Below are 20266 nucleotides of genomic sequence, written 5' to 3'. Positions count from 1 at the left end.
GGTTCCGCCCGGCCTGTTGATGCCTCAACCATAGGAAGATCGAACGAGCCGCTGAATATCCTCCTCGCTCTGAAAGATGTCCTATCGTCTCGCGGGTGTGCGGTGGGTGTGCGGTGGGTGTGCGGTGGGTGTGCGGCGAGTGCGTGGCGGGGGCGATCCCCGGAGCCGACGCGCAGGCGCTGACCGAGCGGCCTTGGGACGTGGTCGTCGTCGGCGCCGGGATCCGCAAGGCGGAGCAACTGCTGCCGCTCTTCGAGCGCACCGTGAACCTGATCCGCCGCGCGGGGGAGCGGGGTGAGCCCCGGGAGCGATGTGCCGGGCACCCGGTGCCAGGCAGGGTCGAGGGCGTGGACGCCTCCGTGGCGTACCGCTCTCGCCCCCCCTGGAGGACCCCGTGGACCCCGTGACGCCCCCGGCCGACCCCGCTCGCGCCCCGGGCGCCCCCGACACCGGGGCCCCTGCGGCCGGTTCACCACCCGGCGGCGCGGGCGGCACCCGGTGGTGGTGGCGCTGGCCGCGGTGGGCACCGCGTGCCGCCGCGCTGTGGACCGTGTTGTGCGCCGTCCTGCAAGCGATGTGGGCGGTGTCCGGCACCGGCGTGCCGATGGCGGGGGAGCGGCACTATCCGCCCGCCCTCCTGATGGGCTCGGCCGTCGCGGGCGTGCTCGCTGCCGGGGCGAGCCTGGCCACGACGCGGGAGCTCGACCGGCGGGGAAGGATCGCGGTCGGCGTGGCGCTCGCCGTGCTGATCCCGGCGCTCGGCTGGGGCGCGCCGGGCCTGCCCGCGACGTTCGTGACGGTGGCCTCGGGCTCGGGCGTGGACAGCGTCACCGGCCTGGTGAACCTCCTCCTGACGACCGGCGGGGCGGCCCTGCTGACCATGGTGGCCGTGGCGTACCGCCGTCGCCTGAAGGGCCGTTGCCCCCGCTGCGCGCGGCGGCACCCGGGCGCCGTCGACGGGCCCCTGGCCCACCCGGCCGCGACCGCCGCCTCCCGCCGGACGCGACGCACCGCGTACCTCCTCCTGTGCGGGCTGCTGCCCTGGGCCGGGGTGAAGACCGTCTGGCTGTGCGGCGGCGACGCGATCGGCGTGCGCGCCGAGGCCTGGCAGGACGAGATCGAGTCGAGCGCGTCCGGCGCGCCGAGGGCGCTCGCCTCCGTGGGCGTCGACGTCACCGTCCTCGCGGCGCTCGTCGGCGTCTTCCTGCTCCTTGGCCTGCTGCACCGCTGGGGGCAGGTCTTTCCGCGCTGGGCGCCGCCGCTGTCCGGGCGCCGGGTGCCGCGCCTGCTGCCGCTCGTTCCCGCCTGGCTGACCGGGGCCGGACTCGCCCTCTACGGAACGCTCCTGATCCCCGGCGCCGCCCTCATGGCGCTCGGCGTCGTGCCCCGGCCGGAGCCGGAGGGCGTGTTCACCACGAGTTCCGGCCTCGTCTGGATGGTCGCGTTCGGCGGTTTCGCCTTCGCCGGGCTCGGCTGGGCGCTGCTCATCGGCGCCCGGTCGTACGCGTACCGCACCCGGCCCCGATGCGTTTCGGCCGAAAACGTGTCAACACGTCCGATCCGCGACGCCTGTTGACCGCGTACGGCCATCGCTCCACTACCTTGTCGCAGGTGAATCCCGGTGCCCGCGCGACTGCGCGGGCACCGCCATGAGCGCAGACGAGGAGCCACCGAGTGGACCACAGCCATGTGATCCGAATACGCACGACCCTGGCCGCGATGGGAGTGACGGCCGCGCTTGTGACGACAGTCGCGGCCGCCCCCGCCGCGACGGCCGCCCCGGCGGCCAAGGCGTCGGCGCCGACCGGCACGCCGCGCCACGACCCGTGCACCGGAGCCTTCCAGGACGACGCCCGCCTCGGCCCCAAGTGGCTGCCGAAGAAGGGGCAGCGCCCGGTCGGGCCGCTCCTGAAGGGCTGGAAGCGCACCGGGAAGCTCACCCCGTCCGCGTTCCTGAAGAAGTACTGGCAGGGCCCGGCCGACACCGGAAGCTGGAAGTACCCGCCGAACGACGGCTTCGACACCGTCAACGGCCAGGTCGACAAGCACCGCGAGACGCTGGAGCGGGGCGAGCGCCTGGACCGGTTCGGCTCGGAGTTCGGCTCCTTCCTGGCGCCCGCGGGCGACTCCTACGCCGAGCGCGCCCTGCCGCCGCAGAACCTCAACACCCGCGACGCCGCGGTGGCCTGCGACTATCGGGTGTACCGCGTCGCCAAGGACTTCGACGTCTGGCAGGGCGGCATCGCCCCCTGGTTCGAGCAGCCCGGCCACGGCCAGCAGATCAAGCTCGACCCCGCGTTCCTGAACCCGGGTGACGGGCAGCGCCTGAACGTGAAGTGGCTCCTCGACCACGGCTATCTGACGCCCGCCAAGGCCTGACGGCAGGAGCGCGCACGGTGGACGTCCACGAACTGCGGTCCGCGCTGAGCGCCTCAGGCGCGGCCGACGGCTACTACTGGATCGAGGGCGTCCACGAACCGGCGCCCACGCCCCCGGACTTCGTGTACCTGCGCGGCGACGGGCAGGGGGCGTGGGAGGTCGGGACGTACGAACGAGGCCAGTGGCACCCGCTGGCACGCGGCCTGGACGAGGGGGAGGCGTGCCGGCGGATGCTGCGCCTGCTGACCTGAGACGGCGGCGGGCGGCCTGCCCGGCGAAGCCCGCTCACATGGGGTGCGACAGCAGCCGTATCTCCCCGTCGGGCCAGTCGGCCCCATCCCGCAGCGGGGTCCACATGGTCCGCAGCGGCATCACCACAGGACCGGCGGGCTGTTCGACGTGGACGTCCCGGTCGATCAGCCGCCAGCCGAGGCGTTCGTAGAGGGCGACGAGCGGCGGACGGCAGAAGAGCAGCCCGTGGCGGGGGCCCATCGTCCGGGCGTGGTCCAGGGCGGCGGTCAGGGCGAGCCGGGCGAGGCCGCGCCCCCGCACGTCCGCCGCGACGGCCACCCCGCCGACGCCGACGACCTCCGTCCGCGCGCCGCCGATCGCGACCGGGATGCGCAGCAGGCCGGCGTGGGCCACCAGACGGCCGTCGATCCGCACGCCGAAGTGCTCGTCCTTGGGCAGCCACGTCAACCCGGTGTCCGCCACCCCGAAGGGGTCGGGTCCGTCTCCGAGGATCTGGTTCTGGTCGGCGCGCGTGTACGCCGCGAGCCGGGCGCCCGCCGCCGGTTCCGGCAGATGATCAGTCATCCCGGCATGATCCCCCAGGGCCGGGACAGCGGCGGCGGTGGGTCAGCCCTCGAGGCGGATGAGCCCGCGCTCGTACGCCTTGACCAGGCGCTGCGGTACGAGATGGGTCACGCCGTCGACCGTGACCGGGACCAGCTGGGCCGTGCTGGCCTTCCACTGGGCGCGGCGGTGGCGGGTGTTGCTGCGGGACATCTTCCGCTTGGGGACGGCCATGGTGATCCTCCTGGGGCGTGGGGTGCGCACGCGCGGAGCTGGGGTGCGCGGACGCGTCGACCGTACATGAAAATGGGTTCCATTAACAAAAGGGGGGATCGGGCCGTGGTCGCCACCGCCGCGGCCCATGCGAGGTGCGCGGGGTTCACGGCGGGCCGCGCCGCGACGCCCCATGGGCCGTGCGGCAGCCCGGAGCGCGTCCACGTGTGGCGGGCGGTGTCGAGGAGGGCGGCGGGGTGCGGGAGTCAGTCGGGGACCAGGGAACAGAAGTAGCCGGGGAGCACGGCGTGCGCGGCGGCGGTGAAGGCGAGGAGCGGCGTGCGGGCCAGGGCGGCGATGGCGGACGTGCGCCGACGCTCAGGGCCGTGGCCCGGCTCCTCGGCGCGTGGCGGGCGCGGCCGGACGCCGACGAACCGCGGCGCCGGACGGCCGCCGTCGCCGGGGCTCCCGCCGCCGTCGACCCGCGGGCGGTGCACGCCGTCCGGGCCAGTGGGCGGTGCACGCCGTCCGGGCCAGCGGGCGAGCGCGGCGGCTCGCCTCCGTCGCCGCCGACGTGGGGCTCTCCCCGGTGCGGCCGCGCGCGCTCGTACGGGCGGAGATCGGGGTTCCGCTCGCGGTGGCGGCGGCCGCGCACCGCCGTGGACGCGCTGCCCACCGGCGAGGCGGCCCTCGCGGCGGCCCTCGCGGACCAGGCCCACCTCACTCACACCGTGCGCGCGCTCGCCGGGCGCACCCCGGCTCGCTCCGGCGCCGTTGCACCCCGACGGCGGCCGGGGCGGTCCCAGTTGACCCTCACGTCACGTCAGGCCGCACTCTGGACGGCGACGAAAGGGCGGGCACCATGAGTTACACCGTCGGGCAGGTCGCCGGCTTCGCCGGGGTCACGGTCCGTACCCTGCACCACTACGACCGCGCGGGGCTGCTCGCGCCGAGCGAGCGCAGCCCCGGCGGCTACCGCCTCTACGGCGACGCCGACCTGGCCCGGCTCCAGCAGATCCTCTTCTACCGGGAACTCGGCTTCGCGCTGGAGGAGATCGCGCAGATCCTCGCGGACCCGGTGGCCAACGCGCTCGACCAGCTGCGCGCCCGGCACCGGGCGCTGATCGAGCAGATCGGCAAGCTGGAGCGGCTCGTGGCGGTCGCCGAGCGGGCCATGGAGGTCCAGCGGACGGGCGTGCCGCTCAGTCCGCGGGAGCGGTTCGAGGTGTTCGGCGAGATCACCTTCGACCTGAGCTACGCCACCGAGGCCGAGCTCAAGTGGCAGGACAGCGCCGGACACCGGGAGGCCATGGCCCGCGCCGCCGGGCACTCCAAGGAGGACTGGGCCCAGATCATGGGCGAGGCCGCCGACTGGCGCGAGGACGTCCTCGCGGCCTTCGACGCGGGGGAGCCCGCCGACGGGCCCCGGGCCAGGAGCCTCGCCGAGCGGCACCGGCGGCACATCGGGCGCTGGTTCACCGACTGCCCGCCCGACATGCACCGGCGGATCGCGGACGACTTCCTGACCGACGCGCGGGCGTTCGCCCTCGTGGTGCCGCCCTCACAGCAACGGCCGGGACTCGCCCGCTATCTGTGGGAGGCGGTGGGGGCCAACGCCGGAGCCGCCGCTCACGAGGGTGCCGCGGCCGGTGCCGCCACCGACGCCGGTGCCACCGACGCCGGTGTCAGTGTCGCCGCCGGTGCCGAAGCCCGGGCCGACGCCGACACCGGTGCCGCAGCGCGCGGGCGTACCGGCCCTCAACCTCACCCTAAACCTGAGGGTGAGAGTGACACTCCATCAGCCGTCGAGGCCGACCGCGCCGACGCCGGGGGCGACCGATGAGGATCCTGATCGCCGCCGCCGGTTCGTACGGCGACGTCGCCCCCTACACCGGCCTCGGCGCCGCCCTGCGCACGGCCGGGCACGATGTCACCCTCGCCACCCACGACACCTTCGCCCCGCTCGTGCGCGGTGCCGGGCTGCGGGCGCGGTCGCTGCCCGGCGATCCGGGCGCGCACGGCTCCGCCGGGAGCCGCAGGGAGCTGGCGCGCACGGCCGCCGCGTTCGTGCGGACCCTCGGCGAGGGGATCGCCGACGCCGCCGGGGACGGCGCCGAGCTGCTGGTCCTGTCCACCACCACGGCACCGCTCGGCTGGCAGCTCGCGGAGGCCATGGGCGTGCCGTCGCTCGGCGCCTATCTCCAGCCCGCCCACCCGACCCGGGACTTCGCGCCCGTGCTGAGCGGCGGCCGCTCCCTCGGCGCCGTGGGCAACCGCGCGGCGGGCCGCTTCTCGCTGCACGTGGTCGACCGGATCTACGCGGACGCGGTGAGCGCCCTGCGGGCCCGGCTCGGCCTGCCCGCCGTGCCCCTCGCCGCCGTCCGCGCCCGCCAGGAGCGGACGGGGTGGCCCGTCCTGCACGGCTTCTCCGGGGCGGTCCTGCGGCGTCCCGCCGACTGGCGCCCGGGTCTGGAGGTGGTGGGCAACTGGTGGCCGCACCACGCGCCCGACGCGAGGCTGCCGCCCGCCGTGGCGGACTTCCTCGCCGAAGGACCGCCACCGGTGTTCATCGGCTTCGGCAGCATGGCCGAGGGCGAGGGCGAGCGCCTCGGTGAGCTCGCCGTGGCCGCGCTGCGCCGGGCCGGTCTGCGCGGCGTCCTGCAGTCGGGCCGGGCGGGCCTCGCGGCCGGCGGGGACGATGTCCTGACGGTCGGTGAGGTGCCGCACGCCCTGCTGTTCCCGCGAATGGCGGCCGTGGCGCACCACGCGGGCGCGGGCACCACGGCGGCGGGGCTGCGCGCCGGAGTGCCCGCCGTGCCGGTGCCGGTCGCCGCCGACCAGCCCTTCTGGGCGGCTCGGCTGATCGCCCTCGGCGCCGCCCCCGCCTCCGTACCGTTCGGGAAGCTCACCGCGGAGCGCCTCGGTGACGCGCTCCGCGCCGTCGTGAGGGAGCCGTCCTACACGTCCGCCGCCCGCGCCGTGGCCCGCGCGATGACGGCCGAGGACGGGTCCGGGCACGTCCTCAAGGCAGTGGAGCGGCTCGCCCGAACGTGAGCCGTGAGCCGCGGGCAGGCCGCGACGGGGCCCGGCTGAGGCCGCGAAGGGACCGCGACGCCGCGCGCACCCGGTGCCGCGCCGCCCACCTCACGGCATCGCCGCGAGCGGCGGCACCTCCTCACCGGGCGGCACCGGCCCCGGCGGCGTCCCGTCGCCGAACGGGCGCCCGCCGAGGCGCTCGCGGTGATGCGGCGTCAGCCACCCGGTCGGATCGGGCCCGAGGGGGACGACGCCGGTCGGGTTGATGCCCGTGTGCACCTCGTAGTAGTGCCGCTTGATGTGGTCGAAGTCGACCGTGTCGCCGAAGCCCGGCGTCTGGAACAGGTCGCGGGCGTAGGCCCACAGGACGGGGTCCTCGGACAGTTTCCACAGGTTGCACTTGAAGTGGCCGTGGTAGACGGCGTCGAAGCGCACCAGGGTGGCGAAGAGGCGGATGTCGGCCTCGGTGATGGTGTCGCCCACCAGATAGCGGCGGTGTGCCAGGCGGCGCGAGGTCTCCTCCAGGCGGCGGAAGACGTCCCGGCACGCGGCCTCGTACTCGCGCTGGCTGGCGGCGAAACCCGCGCGGTACACGCCGTTGTTGACGTCGCGGTAGATGCCGTCCATGACGGTGTCGATCTCGTCGCGCAGCGGCCGTGGATACAGGTCGGGGGCGCCCGGCCGGTGCAGCGCTGTCCACTGCGTGGCCAGGTCGAGGGTCAGCTGCTGGTAGTCGTTCGTGACCAGCTTGCCGCTCGGCACATCCACGAGGGCCGGGACGCTCACGCCGCCCGGATAGCCCCTCTCGCGCGCGTCATAGGCCTCGCTGAGGAAGCGGATGCCGAGCACCGGGTCGCGGTCGTCCTCGTCGAGGGTGAAGCGCCAGCTGCGGTCGTCCTGGATCGGGTCGGTCACCGCCAGGGACAGCGCGCTCTCCAGGCCGAGCAGTCGGCGCGAGATGACCGCACGGCTCGCCCAGGGGCAGGCGCGGCTCACCACCAGGCGGTAGCGGCCGGGCTCCACCGGCCAGCCGTCCTCGCCGCCCGCCGTGACGCGGTCGGCGAAGTGGCTCTTGGAGCGCTTGAACGGCTTCTTGCCGTACGCCGCGTTGCTCTTCGCCGTCCGCGTGTCCTCCCCGGACGCTTCGGCGGGGCGGGTGGCGCCCGCGTCGGCGGCGCTCACCGCGCGGAGCCCTCGTACGCGGTGGCGGGCTGGAGCGAGAGGTCGTAGATCCGCTCGAGCAGCGCCGCCTCGTTGCCCGCGAGGCCCGCCCGGCGCAGCGCGTCGTCGGCGTCCGCGAGCGGCACCGCGAGCAGCGCCGTCGTCTGCGGCGTCACCGGGTCCGACAGGGCGGCGCGCGCGGTGTGCAGCAGCCGCAAGCAGGCCTGTGCGGCGTCCAGTTCGGGGTACGTCGTGCCGGTCATGTCGCTTGGCTCCTTAGCCCGCGGGTGCAATGAGTGAAGGTGCAACTTCCACTCTCGCGCACGGGTCTGACAATGGCCCCTCACGCGCCTGGCGCGTGCCCCTTCGGGTGAGGGGCGTCGTCCCTGCGGGTGAGCCTCAGTCGCAGCCCTCGCGGCATCAGCGTCAGGCGCTCGTCGACCCGAAGTCGGTAGCCGGGCTCGGGCCGCAGGTCGTAGCGGCGCAGCAGCAGCGCGAGGACGAGCGTCGCCTCGTGCAGCGCGAACTGGCGGCCGATGCAGGCCCGGGCGCCGGTGCCGAAGGGCTTGAAGACGTGCGGGGGCCGCGCCCGCGCGGCGGCGGGCGCGAACCGGTCCGGGTCGAACGCCTCGGGCCGTTCGCCCCACGCCTCGGGATCCCGGTGCAGCATGATCGTCAGGACCAGCGTCCACGCCCCGCGCCGCATCGGGTGCCTGCCGCCGAGGACCGTGTCCGCCAGGGCCTCGCGGGCGAACGCGGGCGCGGTGGGCCACAGCCGCAGCGACTCGTCGAGCACCCGCCGCACGTACCGCAGCTTCGCCACCTGTTCGTAGCCGGGTGCCGCGGCCTCGCCCCAGACCTGGTCGACCTCGCCTCGCGCGCGGGCGAACACCTCGGGGTGGCGGGCCAGATAGTGCAGCGCGAACGACAGGGCGCCGGACGTCGTCTCGTGCCCCGCCACCAGGAACGTGATGACCTGGCGCCGGATGTTCTCGGCCGAGAGGCGCTCGCCGGTGTCCGGGTGCGCGACGTCCAGCATCCGGTCGAGGAGGTCCCCGCGGGCGCCCGAGGCGTCGGCGGCGCGGCGGGCGGCGACCACCTCGTCCACGGTGCGGTTGAGGTGGGCCATGTCGGCGGCGTTGCGCCGCTCGGCGCCCCGCAGCAGCACGGGGGCGAGCGCGGGCGGCAGGACGTTGCGGCGCTGGGCGTGGCTGAGGGTGCCGACCATGGCGGTCACGAACGGGTGCGGCCGGGACCGCTCGAAGGAGCCGAAGTCGTGCCCGAAGCCCGTGCGGGCGATGGTCTCCAGCGTCAGCTTCGTCATGTCACCGGGCACGTCGACGGCCCGCCCTGCGGCCGCCTCTGCGTCCCAGCGGTCCGTCAGCCGCCCGGCGACCTCCAGCATCAGCGGGTGGTAGCCCGCCATCGCCTCGCGGCTGAAGCCCGGCGCGAGGATGTCGTGCGCGAGCTGCCAGTTGGGCTCGTGGTTGTACGCGGTGAACAGGCCGTCGCCCGCCACCGGGCGCAGATTGGCCACCCCGAGCCCCACGTGCTTGGCGAACCGCGTCTCGTCGGCGAGTTCGGCCGCGAGCCCCGCGCCCCACACGAACACGATCTCCTTGCCGAAGGCCTTGCGCCGGAAGATCGGCCCGAGGTCCCGGGCGATCCGCATCGAGTCCTGGACGGGGGTGCGGGGCCGGACCCCGAGCACGTCGCCGAGCAGCGGAACCCGGTGCGGCGGGTGCGGTATCCGCCCAAGGCGCGGCCAGCCGAGCTCGGCTCCGCGAAACCCCTTGGGCGGTACGCCCGCGCCCTCCGCCTGCCGCGTCGTCTGTGCCACGTCGGCCATCTCCCTTGAGCGCGCGGCCCGTTGGGCCTTCTTATACGTCGATTCAATAAGCCCTGACAGTCTCGTCCCGCTGTTGAACCGACGTCAAGTAAGGTGCTCGCATGGCCGCGAACCCCCAGGAGCGCACGCGCCGCAGGCTCAGCACAGAGGAGCGGAAGGAACAGCTGCTCACGGTGGGCGCGCGCCTGTTCGCGCGGCACCCCTACGACGACGTGTGGATCGAGCGGGTCGCGGAGATCGCGGGCGTCTCGCGCGGCCTGCTCTACCACTACTTCCCGACGAAACGGGACTTCTTCGCCGCGGTCGTCCGGCGCGAGAGCCTGCGCATGCTGCGCCTGACGGCGGCCGAGCCGGGCCTGCCGATCCGCGCCCAGATCAGCACCGGGCTCGACGCGTTCCTCGGCTATGTGGAGTCCCACGCCGAGGGGTTCAGGGCCTTCCACCGCGCGGAGGCGGCGGGCGACCCGGCGGTCCGCGCGGTGTACCGGGAGGGTCTCGCCGCCCATGAGCGGCAGATCCTCGCGGCCCTCGCCGCGGACCCCGAGACCGCGCGCCTGGCCGACGACCCGCCCGCGCTGCGCCTCGCGGTCCGCGGCTGGCTGGCCTTCCTGGTCGCCGTCTGCCTGGAGTGGCTGCACACGCGGGAGCCGAGCCGCGACCAGGTGCGGGACCTGTGCGCGCGGGCGCTGCTCGGCGCGATCCTGCCGTGACCGCACCCGTGCCGCACGCGCGCGTGCGGCACGGGAGGAGAGGGGATCGGCTCAGGCGGCGACGGCCAGGTCCGGGGGCTGCGAGGCGAGCGGGCGCAAGGGTGGCACCACGCGTCCGTCGGGCAGGAGTTCACCGGTGTCGTCGAAGACGATCGTGCCGTTGCAGAGCAGGCTCCAGCCCTGCTCGGGATGGGCGCTGACGACCCGTGCGGCATCCCGGTCGGGTCGCTCGGCGGTCGGGCACGGCGGCTGATGGGCACACATGGCACACCTCCGGGTGAGGGGTCGCGACCCGCGCGGCCCGGTCTGCTGGATGTCCAAGGCGTTCGTTCGCTGCGACGTGCGGTGGGTGGTTCGCGGTGCCGCTCGCGCTGCTACGACACCTCTTAGTACGTAGTAATGACTCCCTCGCGCTCACGGACTCATCGCCCCGGGGGCTCATCAGGGCACGTGGATTCACCCGGACGGGAACCCCGCCCCGAAGTGCTCCCTGAGTGCGCGTCGTGCGCCCTCGTCGTCGCAGGTGAGGCGCTCGGCGGCCCACAGGAAGAAGTCGTCGGCGACGGTGTCGATCCAGTCGTGGGCGGGGTCGGCGGGGCCCGGGTCAGGTGCGGGGTAACGGAGTTCGAGCTCCGGGCCGCGCGCCCCGAAGACGGTGAACAGGCGGTGGCCGTCCGACTCGGACGCCTGCCGCACGGTCACCGCGTCGCTGTCCCACCGCCGGGGTCCGTACTGGAGCCACAGCGGCCCGCCGCCGCGCCCCTCGGCGTACAGGGCGGCGGCGACGGGCGGTTCGTCCCCGCGCGGGGCGGCGTCGAGGTGGACGAAGCCGTGGCAGCGGCCGGACGCGGGCGCGAGCAGCCCCGTGGCGGGGCTCAGCGCCCACACCCGGCCGTGCCGGTCGTAGTCCTGGAGCACCACGGCGGCGCCGGTGCCGGGGGCGGACATCAGGGGCGCCGCTTCGGCGGGTGCGGGCGGTGGGCGCGGGGCTCGTGCCCGGCTTGGGGGACGGTGGGTGCGGGCATGGGTGGGGGATCTCTCGTGGCGGGTGCGTAAGGAGTTCCCCGGACGTTACGGTGCGATGCGCGGGGAGCCGGAGTGCGATGGCGGCGCGTCCGGGTGACGCCCTGGACCTCGCGCGTTCCGTACGCGGCGACGCGGTGTGGAGAGGGCCAGGAAGCCCGCCGCCGCGAGGAGTTCGCACCCGGCGGCCGTGAGGAGCGCGCCGGACAGCGACCAGGTGGCGAGCGGGCCGCCGAGCCCCGCGCCGACCGCGTAACCGGTGATCTTCAGGCTCGCGCCCGTGGTGAAGATCTGCCCCCGCAGCCGCTCCGGCGCCTCCCGGTGCCGCACCGCGAACAGCGCCGTCAGCTGGGGTCCCGCGCCCGCGCCCGCGAGCACCATCGCCGCGAGGAGCGGCGCGGGCGCGGCCGTCGCGGCGATGGCGAAGGCGGCGGCGAGCACGAGGGTGCTCGCCAGGACGGTCGCGTCGGGCGGCAGCAGCCCGGGCCGCCTGGACAGCAGGGCGTTGGCGGTGAGGGACGCGGCGGCGAGAACGGTCAGGAGCGCCGTGCCGGAGCCCGAGGAGCCGAGCACCGCGTCACCGAGCAGGGGCGTGCAGGTCACCACCATGCCGACACCGACGTACGACACCACGGAGGTCAGCGTCGCGCGGGCCAGCGGCGGGGCGGTCACGATCGCCGCGAACCCGGCGACGAGGTCCGCCGTGATCGACGTCGCCGGACCGCTGCGCCCCGCCCCAGCCCGGCCCGGCAGCGTCCAGGCCACCGGCAGCGCGAGCAGGACAAGGACCAGGGACACGACCACGCCCGCCGGGGCCCCGGCGGTCATCGCCACGGCCCCCGCGAGGACCGGGCCCGCCAGGCTCGCCGCGTTGTAGGTCAGCGCGTCCAGGGCGTTGGCGCGCGGCAGTGCGTCGGGGGCCGCCACGCGCGGCAGTTGGGAGGTCCAGCCGCCCGCGAGCGCGGGCCCGAGGAGCCCGCCGAGCAGAGCCGTGGCGATCACCACGGGCAGCGGGACCCGGCCGAGGGCAAGCAGGACGAGCAGGAGCGCGGCGGAGTACGCGGCGAGCGCGCCCGCGAGCAGGCGCCCCGGCCGGGCCGCCCGGTCGAGCAGGACCCCGAAGACGGGCCCGCCCACCGCCGCCGACACCGTGATCCCCGCGAGCAGCGCCGACGCGGCCGACGCGGATCCGGTGACCGAGAGCCCCACCAGCAGCAGCGCGGGCCCTGACATCTCGTCACCGGTCCGGGCGGCCGTGGCGCCCGCCGCGTAGAGGAATATCCCGTAACGCTTCGTCATGTGCGGGACGTTACAAGGTAACGTTAAAAGAGCGGAATAGCGTTACATTCGTCGTGCGGGCGTGGGGAGTGGGGAGCGCGCGGGACAGCGGAGCAGCCGTACCGGGAAAGGGAGCAGATGAAGGGAGCAGCTGTGAGGGCGGAAGTGGCAGCGGAGCAGACGGAAGCAGCACAGCAAGCAGCGCGGGAGGCACGCCCGAGGGACGCGGACGACTGGTCGACCCGGCACTCCGTGCTGCGCACCGCGCAGCGCGCCGCCGCGCTCGTCAACGCGCTCGGCGGCGACGCGCCCCAGGCGGCTGAGGTCGAGGCGGTGCTGCGCGCGTACGGCGAGGCGGACCCGCTGGAGCTGACCGCCGAGGACGTGGCGGAGCTGCGCGCCGCCGCCGTGCCGCTGCGCGAGGTGTTCGCCGCCGCCGACGTGGACGCCGCGGCCCGCCTCCTGAACCGGCTGCTCGCCGAGCGCTGCGGTCCTGTCCGGCTCACCGCGCACGGCGGCACCTCACCCTGGCACCCGCACCTCGACAGCGATGACGCGGCCCCGTGGGCCCAGTGGTTCCTCGCGTCGTCGTGCATGGCCCTGACCGTCCTCCTCTGGGACCGCCAGCGCCCGCCGGGCGGCCAGTGCGCGTCCCCGAGCTGCGCCGAGGCGTTCGTCGCCGGCGGCAGCGGATCGGTGCGGCGCTACTGTTCGCGCCGGTGCGCGACGCGGGAGCGGGTGGCGCACCACCGCCGCGCGAAGGAGGCGGGCGCGGGCGGCCGCGCGTGAGACCGCACGGCGGGGCGCGGGCACCGGTGACCGGGATGATTGACTACGCCCATGGATCACCCGCCCCCTCTCGACCCCGAACTGAGCGCGGGCCTCGCGGCCTTGGGGAACCGGCCGAGGGGGCCGTTCACCCCGGAGAACCTCGCGGCCCGGCAGCGGCGGGACGCCGCGGCACGACCGCGCCCGACGGTCCAAGAGCTGCGCGCGGACGGCCGCTTCGAGGTGGACGAACTGCGGGTGCCGGGAGCCTCCGGCGGGCCGGACGTCACCCTCGTGAGCGCGCGGCCCGCCGGAGCCACCGGGCCGCTGCCGCTCCTGTACTACCTGCACGGCGGCGGCATGATCATGGGCAACGCGTGGTCCGTGCTGCCGAAGCTGCTGCGGGAGTGGGCCGTCGAGCCGGGGCTCGCCGTCATCTCCGCGGAGTACCGCCTGGCGCCGCGGGCGCGCTACCCCGAGCCGGTGGAGGACTGCTACGCGGGCTTCGTCTGGGCCCTTGAGCACGCCGCCGACCTTGGCGTCGACGCGGACCGCGTGATCGTCGGCGGGAAGAGCGCGGGGGGCGGACTCGCCGCGGCCTTGGCCCTGCTCATCCGCGACCGGGGCGCGCCCGCGCCGCTCGGGCAGCTGCTCCTGTGCCCGATGCTCGACGACCGGGGCGACACGTTCTCCAGCCATCAGATGTCGGGCGTCGACACCTGGGACCGCACCTCCAACGCGACCGCGTGGCAGGCGCTGCTCGGGGAGCGCTACGGCGCCGCCGACCTGCCGCCGTACGCGGCCCCCGCCCGCGCCACCGATCTCACCGGGCTCCCCGAGGCCTTCATAGAGGTCGGATCGGCCGAGATCTTCAGGGACGAGGCCGTGGCCTACGCCAACGCGCTCTGGCAGGCCGGTGGCCGGGCCGAACTCCACGTGTGGCCCGGGGCCTTCCACGGCTTCGACACCTACGTGCCCCGGGCGGCCCTCAGCCGCGACGCCCGCGAGACCCGCACCCGCTGGCTGCGGCGCGTCCTCACCCGGTCCGACGGGAGCGGCCCCCTCGCCCGTTGAGGCCGCCCGGAGGCACGGCCGAGCGGTTCAGGAGACCGGCTCATAGCCCTCGTAGTCGTTCCAGCCCGGCGACTGCGTGACCTCTTCCCACGACGGCCACGCCGCCCCGGTCCGCTGGCGGACGATTTCGCCGGGCAGGCTGAACAGGGGGGCCTTGGCGGGCTTGGTCAGGGCCTGGGACACGATCGCGTCCCGGAGCGCGGGCGCGGTGTGCAGACGGGGCAGCACCGCGTGGACCCGGTCGGCGTACCCGGGCGGCAGATCACGGGCGCTGCCCGCGACGTCGACGCGGGCCCCGGCGCTCACCAGCGCGATCTCGGGGCGCTTGCGCGCGGCGACGCCTTCGGTGGTGTGCAGCGCGATCGCGTCCCAGACCACCTCCACGCGCGAGGCCGCGACGCCCTGCCCGGTGAGGAAGTCGGCCGCCAGGTCCGCGCCGTCGACCTCGAAACGCGCCTCCCCATTGCCCTCTTCGGTCAGCCCGGCGTCGTGCAGCAGGCAGCCCAGGAAGAGGAGTTCGTCGTCGTAGTCGCGGCCGGGCAGCAGGCCCCGCCGCGCGCCGACGGAGCGGCCGTACAGATAGGTGCGCAGGCTGTGGTGGAAGACGACCGGGGTCTCGATGGACCGGGCGAACCGCAACGCCGCCAGGGACAGGGCGCTTTCGGGGAACTGAAGGTCCCCGAAAGCGCCCCACGCGGTGTCGGTGGTGTCGCCGGTGTGCGGCTGCGGGTCCGTGCTCTCTCGCGTCATGCGAGCGATTCTTCAACTGGGCCCGGATGGCCGCAATGACGAGAAACCCACCTATCCTGCCATGCCGCCGAGGGCCTTCGGCGGCTTAGCCGACGGGCTCGCCGACCCGCGCGAACAGCGGTCGCGGCGCCGGGACGCGGCCGTCGGTCTCGGCGCACTGCGCGGCGATCAGGGCCGCCGCATCGGGGACGAAGGGCGCGAGGTGGTCGGCCAGGGCGCGGCAGGCGTCCAGCAGGGCGGCGAGCACGTGGTCGAGCCGGTCGCCCGCCCGCCGGTCACCGGCCCGTTCGGCCTTCGCCAGGTCCCAGGGGCGGGTCACGTCGACGCAGCGGTTGCCCTCCTCCACGATCCGCCACACCGCGGCGGTCGCCCGCCGGAAGTCGAAGTCCGCGAGGGCCGCGTCGACCTCCGCCCGCACCCCCTGGCACACCGCCGCCAGTCGCCGGGCCTCCTCGACGCCCGTGCCCGCGCGCGGCGTTCGGCCGTCCCGGAAGCGGTGCACCATGGTCACGACCCGGTTGACGAGGTTGCCGAAGCCGCCGGGGAAGTCGGCGTTCGCGCGCGCGATCAGCCGCTCCCGGGTGAAGTCGGCGTCCCCGACGCGGGGCACATCGCGCAGCAGCCACCAGCGCACGGCGTCCGTCCCGTAGGCGGCGACCAGCTCCGCCGGATCGACCGTCGCCCCACCGGACTTGCTGATCTTGCGGCCGCCGACGGTGAGGTAGTCGTGGACGAGGACGTCCGTGGGCAGCGGCAGGCCCGCCGACAGGAGCATGGCGGGCCAGTACACGGCGTGGAAGCGGACGACGCCCTTGCCGACGAGGTGGACGCGGCGCCCCTCGCCCTCCCACCAGTGGGCGTAGGCGGGGTCCGAGGTGCCGTAGCCGAGGCTGGTGACGTAGTTGCCGAGCGCGTCCCACCACACGTACACGACCTGGTCGGGGTCGTCGGGGACCGGGATGCCCCAGCCGCGGGCGCGGGTGTGCGAGCGCGAGACGGAGAAGTCGCGCAGGCCGCCCGCGACGAGGGCGAGGACCTCGTTGCGGCGCGCCGCCGGCTCGATCCGCAGCCGGCCGCTGGAGATCAGCTCGTGCAGCTGGCCGGCGTACCGGGAAAGGCGGAAGAACCAGTTCTCCTCGGCGACGGTCCCCGGCTCGGTGCCGTGCTCCGCGCAGCGGCCGCCGACGAGTTCGGCGGGTGTGTAGAACTGCTCGCAGCCTACGCAGTACAGGCCCTCGTAGTGCTTGCGGTACAGGTCCCCGGCGGCCGCGCAGCGCCGCCACAGCGCTTCGACGCCCACGCGGTGGCGCGGGTCGGCGCTGGTGCGGATGAAGTCGTCGAGGGACAGCGCGAGCGGAGCGCGCAGCGCCGCGAACGCCCGCGCGTTGCGGTCGACGAGATCCCGCACGGGCACGTTCTCGGCCTCGGCGGCCAGGACGTTCTTCAGGGAGTTGTCGTCGGTGCCGCTGAGGAAGCGCACCTCGTCGGCGCGGTCGCGCCGGTGGCGGGCGACGACGTCCGCCTGGACGAGTTCGAGGGCGAACCCGAGATGCGGGCGGGCGTTGACGTACGGGATGGTCGTCGTGACGTACGTACGGGACGGGGGCATCGGAACCTCCAGTCGGGAGGCGGGGCTCCGAAGCCGCTCGAAACGGAACGAGGCCCCGACTCGGGGCCTCGGAAAACGCGTGCGTCCGAACGTCAAAAGCCCCGTGGCCGGGGCATCATGACGAGGTGCTGCGCGGACGTGATCACGCGGCGATGCTAGCAGCGGCGGACGCGCGGGCGCCGGGGAATTCACGGCGGCGGCGGGCGGCGACGGGCCGGGACCAGCCGATCATGGTGTCGCGTACCTGCCAGACGCGTGCGGTGGGCGCTGGTGGACTGAAGGCGCCCCCAGCCCCGCACCAGGACGGTCCCATGCCTGCCAGCACGACGCTCCCCGCACCCTCCGCCGCGCCGGAACGGCCGCCGCTCGTCCAGTGGCTCGCCGTCGTCTCGGTCACGGCGGGGATCTTCGCCATCGTCACGGTGGAGATCCTGCCCATCGGCCTGCTGCCCGCCATCGGGAGCGACTTCCGCGTCACGGACGGGACCGCGGGCCTGACCATGACCATGCCGGGCTTCCTGGCGGCGCTGTCGGCGCCCCTCGTCACGAAGGCCACCGCGCGCGTGGACCGGCGGGTCACGCTGTGCGCGTGCGTGGCGCTGCTCGCGGCGGCGTGCTTCGCCGCCGCCGCGGCGCCCGCCTACTGGCTGGTGCTGGTGTCGCGCGTCGCGGTCGGCGTCACCATCGGAGGCTTCTGGTCCCTCGCGGCCGGGCTCGCCGAGCGCCTTGTCCCGCGCGAGCGCGCCGGGCGCGCGCGGGCGGTCATCTTCTCCGCGGTCCCGCTGGGCTCGGTGCTCGGTGTGCCCGCGGGGACGGCTCTCGGTCAGAGCGCGGGTTGGCGGACCGCCTTCGTCGCCATGGGATTCCTGTCGCTGGCCGTGTGCGCGCTGATGGCGCTTGTGCTGCCCGCGCTGCCCCCGGACGCGGCCCCGCGCCCCGGCGTCCTGCGCGGCCTGCTGCGCGGCACCAACACCCGCCGCGCCCTGGCGATGACCTTCCTCGTGGTCCTCGCGCACTTCGGCGCCTACACCTACGTGACGCCCTTCCTGCGGCACGTCACGGGCGTCGGCCCGGACCTGACGACCGTGTTCCTGCTCGTGTACGGGGCCGCCGGGATCGTCGGCACCTTCCTGGGCGGCGCGGTCGCGGCCCGCCGCCCGCGCGCCGCGTTCGCCGGGGCCGCGGGGCTGATCGCCGCGGCCACCCTGCTGCTGCCCGTCGCCGGACGGTCGGCGGGCGGCGCGGTCGCGCTCCTCGTCGTGTGGGGCGTCGCCTACGGGGCCGTGCCGGTGTGCTCGCAGACCTGGTTCGCGGCGGCGGCACCCGGGGCGCCCGAGGCGGCCTCGGTTCTGTTCACCGCCTCGTTCCAGGCCACGCTCGCGCTGGGGGCGCTGGCGGGCGGCGCCGTGGTGGACCGGGGCACGACGTCCACGGCGATGGTCGCGGGCGGGGCGACCGCGCTGGCCGCGGCCTTGATGGCGGGGGCGTTCCGGCCGGGCGCGCCCGTCGGCGCCCGCCCGTGAGACGGGGCGGGCGCCGGAGGGGCCGCGCGTCAGACCGCGGCGGACAGCGCCTCGAACTGGGCGTCGCTGAGCGTGAGCGTCGCGGCGGCGGTGTTCTGCTCCAGGTGCGCCACCCGGGATGTACCGGGAATGGGCAGGACCACCGGCGAGCGGCGCAGCAGCCAGGCGAGGGCGAGCTGCGCGGGGCTCGCGCCCTGCTCCGCGGCGGCGGCGTCGAGCGGGCCGCCCGGGCGGGCGAGTTCACCGGTGGCCATCGGGTACCAGGGGATGAACGCGATGTTCTCGCGCTCGGCGTAGTCCAGGACGTCCTCCGCGCCGCGGTCGGCCAGGTTGTACCTGTTCTGCACGGAGGCGATCTCGGCGTACTCGCGGGCCGCCTTGATCTGATCCACCGTCACCTCGGACAGGCCGATGTGGCGGATCTTGCCCTCCTTCTGCAGCAGGGCGAGCTCGCCCACCTGGTCGGCGAGCGGGACCTGCTCGTCGACGCGGTGCAGCTGGTACAGGTCGATGCGCTCCACACCGAGGTGGCGCAGGCTCAGCTCGGTCTGCTGGCGCAGGTACTCGGGGCGGCCCACCGCGCGCCAGTCGCCGGGTCCTGAGCGGGTGAAGCCGCCCTTGGTGGCGATCACCAGGTCGTCGGCGTACGGGTGCAGGGCCTCCTTGATGAGGACCTCGTTGACGAACGGACCGTAGGAGTCGGCGGTGTCGATGAAGTTCACACCGAGCTCCACGGCGCGGCGCAGCACGCGGACGGCCTCGTCCCGGTCCGCGGGTTCGCCCCAGACGCCCGGTCCGGTGAGCTGCATGGCGCCGTAGCCGAGCCGGTTGACGGCCAGGTCGCCGCCGAGGGCGAACGTGCCGGAGGCGTCGGCGGGGCGCGCGGTGTTCGGGGTGCTCATGGGGAGCGGTCCTTTCGCAACGTACGGACGACACGAGGTGTGTGATTCCGAACCTATGCGCAAGACGGCGTCAAGAGCGGTCCGAGGTACGCACCGGCAGCTCACGGGCGGTGCGGCCGCCGCGTGCGGCGGGCTCGCGCGGGCGTCACGTCGGACAGGACAGGCGGGGAGGGACGAGGGGGATCAACGGACGGTGAAACTCCGCCCGTGGGGGATGAAGGCCGCGTGGGGTACGACGTCCCTCCGCCTGGTTCAGCCGCTGGCCCCCGGCCGTCACCCATAGGGATGCGAGGGGGAAGGCGGTGCCAGCCATCGGATATCCAATGGCTGGCGGGGAATAACAAGCCGGGCACCCTGCGGCGCCTGGCACCCGGCCGATCCCAGCCGTGAGCCGCTGAAAATCCGTGGGATGCGGGGGAAATAGCTGTAACGGCCTTGGGGTTGCAGGCACACATGCGCCGACGGCACCGGGCCGTGGCGCGCCACGGCCCTGGAGGACCCATGAAGATCGGCATCATCGGCGCGGGCAACATCGGCGGCAATCTCACCCGCCGCCTGACCGCGCTCGGGCACGAGGTGTCCGTGGCCAACTCCCGCGGCCCGCACACCCTGACCGCCCTCGCCGAGGAGACCGGCGCGACGCCCGTCACGGTCGCGGACGCGGCCCGCGGTGCGCGCGTCGTCGTCGTGACGGTCCCCCTGAAGAACGTCCCCGACCTGCCGTCGGGCCTCTTCGACGAGGCCGCCGACGGGTTCGCCGTGCTCGACACCGGCAACTACTACCCGCGGCAGCGCGACGGAAGGATCGACGCCATCGAGGACGGCCTGCCGGAGAGCCGCTGGACGGAGCGGCACATCGGACACCCCGTCATCAAGGCGTTCAACGGCACGTACGCCGAGGACCTCATCGACAAGCCGCTCCCCAAGGGCGACCCGCGGCGCATCGCCGTACCCGTCGCGGGCGACGACGAGGCCGCCAAGCGGATCATCCGCGACCTGATCGACGAGATCGGCTTCGACACGGTCGACGCGGGCGGCATCGACGAGTCCTGGCGCCAGCAGCCCGACACGCCCGTGTACGGGCTGCGGGCGGGCGTCGAGGAGGTCACCAAGGCCCTGGCGGCGGCGAGCCCCGAGCGGCCCGAGACGTTCCGCGCGTAGCCGAAGGCGTCGTCGCCGAGCGTTGTCGGCGCGGC

Annotated in this window: 22 protein-coding genes and 1 pseudogene; 11 read left to right on the top strand and 12 right to left on the bottom strand. The window is 74.9% G+C overall.

All coding sequences use genetic code 11. From position 1 onward, the window contains the following. Nucleotides 1–113: 113 nt before the first annotated feature. From AC07A4_RS13535 to AC07A4_RS13520, 4 genes are all read left to right on the top strand, one after another. Nucleotides 114–407, top strand: coding sequence for a hypothetical protein (locus tag AC07A4_RS13535; RefSeq protein ID WP_478597542.1), 294 nt, complete (start codon nt 114–116; stop codon nt 405–407). After that, the gene (locus AC07A4_RS13530; RefSeq protein WP_478597117.1) at nt 395–1576 is read left to right on the top strand and encodes a hypothetical protein; all 1182 of its coding nucleotides are present in this window, start codon (nt 395–397) and stop codon (nt 1574–1576) included. The genes AC07A4_RS13535 and AC07A4_RS13530 overlap by 13 nt, the downstream gene beginning before the upstream one ends. 113 nt (nt 1577–1689) lie before the next feature. Then, nucleotides 1690–2379, top strand: coding sequence for a TNT domain-containing protein (locus AC07A4_RS13525; protein WP_478597517.1), 690 nt, complete (start codon nt 1690–1692; stop codon nt 2377–2379). 17 nt (nt 2380–2396) lie between these two features. Continuing rightward, nucleotides 2397–2630 (top strand): hypothetical protein, encoded by a 234-nt coding sequence (locus AC07A4_RS13520; protein ID WP_478597114.1) that lies wholly within the window; start codon nt 2397–2399, stop codon nt 2628–2630. A gap of 34 nt (nt 2631–2664) precedes the next feature. Here the strand turns inward: AC07A4_RS13520 and AC07A4_RS13515 are convergent, their stop codons facing one another. From AC07A4_RS13515 to AC07A4_RS13505, 3 genes are all read right to left on the bottom strand, one after another. Beyond that, nucleotides 2665–3195 carry a GNAT family N-acetyltransferase gene (locus AC07A4_RS13515; RefSeq protein WP_478597111.1) on the bottom strand — a complete coding sequence of 177 codons (531 nt, stop codon included), beginning with the start codon at nt 3193–3195 and terminating at the stop codon, nt 2665–2667. Between the two features lie 42 nt (nt 3196–3237). Beyond that, on the bottom strand, nt 3238–3408 hold the full coding sequence (gene rpmF / locus AC07A4_RS13510) for a 50S ribosomal protein L32 (protein ID WP_478597109.1): 171 nt from the start codon (nt 3406–3408) through the stop codon (nt 3238–3240). 245 nt (nt 3409–3653) lie between these two features. After that, nucleotides 3654–3884, bottom strand: coding sequence for a hypothetical protein (locus AC07A4_RS13505; RefSeq protein ID WP_478597107.1), 231 nt, complete (start codon nt 3882–3884; stop codon nt 3654–3656). Between the two features lie 365 nt (nt 3885–4249). Here AC07A4_RS13505 and AC07A4_RS13500 point away from each other — a divergent pair. Further along, nucleotides 4250–5017, top strand: a pseudogene (locus AC07A4_RS13500) (MerR family transcriptional regulator); the annotation flags it as partial. 209 nt (nt 5018–5226) lie between these two features. Then, nucleotides 5227–6441, top strand: coding sequence for a glycosyltransferase (locus AC07A4_RS13495; RefSeq protein ID WP_478597105.1), 1215 nt, complete (start codon nt 5227–5229; stop codon nt 6439–6441). Between the two features lie 90 nt (nt 6442–6531). Here AC07A4_RS13495 and AC07A4_RS13490 read toward each other — a convergent pair whose 3' ends face one another. The 3 genes from AC07A4_RS13490 to AC07A4_RS13480 form a co-directional block, all read right to left on the bottom strand. Continuing rightward, nucleotides 6532–7605 carry a glutathione S-transferase family protein gene (locus AC07A4_RS13490; RefSeq protein ID WP_478597103.1) on the bottom strand — a complete coding sequence of 358 codons (1074 nt, stop codon included), beginning with the start codon at nt 7603–7605 and terminating at the stop codon, nt 6532–6534. Continuing rightward, a complete protein-coding gene (locus AC07A4_RS13485) occupies nt 7602–7847 on the bottom strand; it encodes a hypothetical protein (RefSeq protein ID WP_478597101.1) in 246 nt (81 codons plus the stop codon). Before AC07A4_RS13485 ends, AC07A4_RS13490 begins: the two co-directional genes overlap by 4 nt. Nucleotides 7848–7927: 80 nt before the next feature. Further along, nucleotides 7928–9424, bottom strand: a complete 1497-nt coding sequence (locus tag AC07A4_RS13480; protein WP_478597098.1) for a cytochrome P450 — start codon at nt 9422–9424, stop codon at nt 7928–7930. Between the two features lie 110 nt (nt 9425–9534). Between AC07A4_RS13480 and AC07A4_RS13475 the strand changes: the two genes are divergently transcribed. After that, nucleotides 9535–10143, top strand: coding sequence for a TetR/AcrR family transcriptional regulator (locus AC07A4_RS13475; RefSeq protein WP_478597095.1), 609 nt, complete (start codon nt 9535–9537; stop codon nt 10141–10143). Nucleotides 10144–10194: 51 nt separating this feature from the next. Here the strand turns inward: AC07A4_RS13475 and AC07A4_RS13470 are convergent, their stop codons facing one another. The 3 genes from AC07A4_RS13470 to AC07A4_RS13460 form a co-directional block, all read right to left on the bottom strand. After that, nucleotides 10195–10407, bottom strand: coding sequence for a DUF5999 family protein (locus AC07A4_RS13470; RefSeq protein ID WP_478597092.1), 213 nt, complete (start codon nt 10405–10407; stop codon nt 10195–10197). A gap of 192 nt (nt 10408–10599) precedes the next feature. Continuing rightward, nucleotides 10600–11091, bottom strand: a complete 492-nt coding sequence (locus AC07A4_RS13465) for a hypothetical protein (RefSeq protein ID WP_478597090.1) — start codon at nt 11089–11091, stop codon at nt 10600–10602. Between the two features lie 123 nt (nt 11092–11214). Continuing rightward, nucleotides 11215–12465, bottom strand: a complete 1251-nt coding sequence (locus AC07A4_RS13460; RefSeq protein WP_478597088.1) for an MFS transporter — start codon at nt 12463–12465, stop codon at nt 11215–11217. A gap of 231 nt (nt 12466–12696) precedes the next feature. Between AC07A4_RS13460 and AC07A4_RS13455 the strand changes: the two genes are divergently transcribed. Both AC07A4_RS13455 and AC07A4_RS13450 read left to right on the top strand, forming a co-directional pair. Continuing rightward, nucleotides 12697–13233, top strand: a complete 537-nt coding sequence (locus AC07A4_RS13455) for a CGNR zinc finger domain-containing protein (RefSeq protein ID WP_478597514.1) — start codon at nt 12697–12699, stop codon at nt 13231–13233. 51 nt (nt 13234–13284) lie between these two features. Next, on the top strand, nt 13285–14286 hold the full coding sequence (locus tag AC07A4_RS13450) for an alpha/beta hydrolase (protein WP_478597087.1): 1002 nt from the start codon (nt 13285–13287) through the stop codon (nt 14284–14286). Nucleotides 14287–14313: 27 nt separating this feature from the next. On the opposite strand, the gene AC07A4_RS13445 is transcribed toward AC07A4_RS13450, so the two are convergent. Further along, a complete protein-coding gene (locus AC07A4_RS13445) occupies nt 14314–15036 on the bottom strand; it encodes an HD domain-containing protein (RefSeq protein ID WP_478597085.1) in 723 nt (240 codons plus the stop codon). Nucleotides 15037–15121: 85 nt separating this feature from the next. After that, nucleotides 15122–16645 carry a methionine--tRNA ligase gene (locus AC07A4_RS13440; protein ID WP_478597083.1) on the bottom strand — a complete coding sequence of 508 codons (1524 nt, stop codon included), beginning with the start codon at nt 16643–16645 and terminating at the stop codon, nt 15122–15124. Nucleotides 16646–16956: 311 nt separating this feature from the next. Here AC07A4_RS13440 and AC07A4_RS13435 point away from each other — a divergent pair, with 311 nt between their 5' ends. Next, complete coding sequence (locus tag AC07A4_RS13435; protein ID WP_478597081.1) at nt 16957–18168, top strand: MFS transporter; 1212 nt, start codon at nt 16957–16959, stop codon at nt 18166–18168. Between the two features lie 29 nt (nt 18169–18197). Here the strand turns inward: AC07A4_RS13435 and AC07A4_RS13430 are convergent, their stop codons facing one another. Then, complete coding sequence (locus AC07A4_RS13430; RefSeq protein ID WP_478597078.1) at nt 18198–19070, bottom strand: aldo/keto reductase; 873 nt, start codon at nt 19068–19070, stop codon at nt 18198–18200. A 501-nt stretch (nt 19071–19571) separates the two neighbouring features. Here AC07A4_RS13430 and AC07A4_RS13425 point away from each other — a divergent pair. After that, complete coding sequence (locus AC07A4_RS13425) at nt 19572–20231, top strand: NADPH-dependent F420 reductase (protein ID WP_478597076.1); 660 nt, start codon at nt 19572–19574, stop codon at nt 20229–20231. The last annotated feature ends 35 nt before the right edge of the window (nt 20232–20266 follow it).

The organism is Streptomyces sp. NPDC043996, assembly GCF_056435225.1.
The sequence above is the reverse complement of the archived record's forward strand: the minus strand, read 5'-3'. Positions and strand labels throughout refer to the sequence as shown.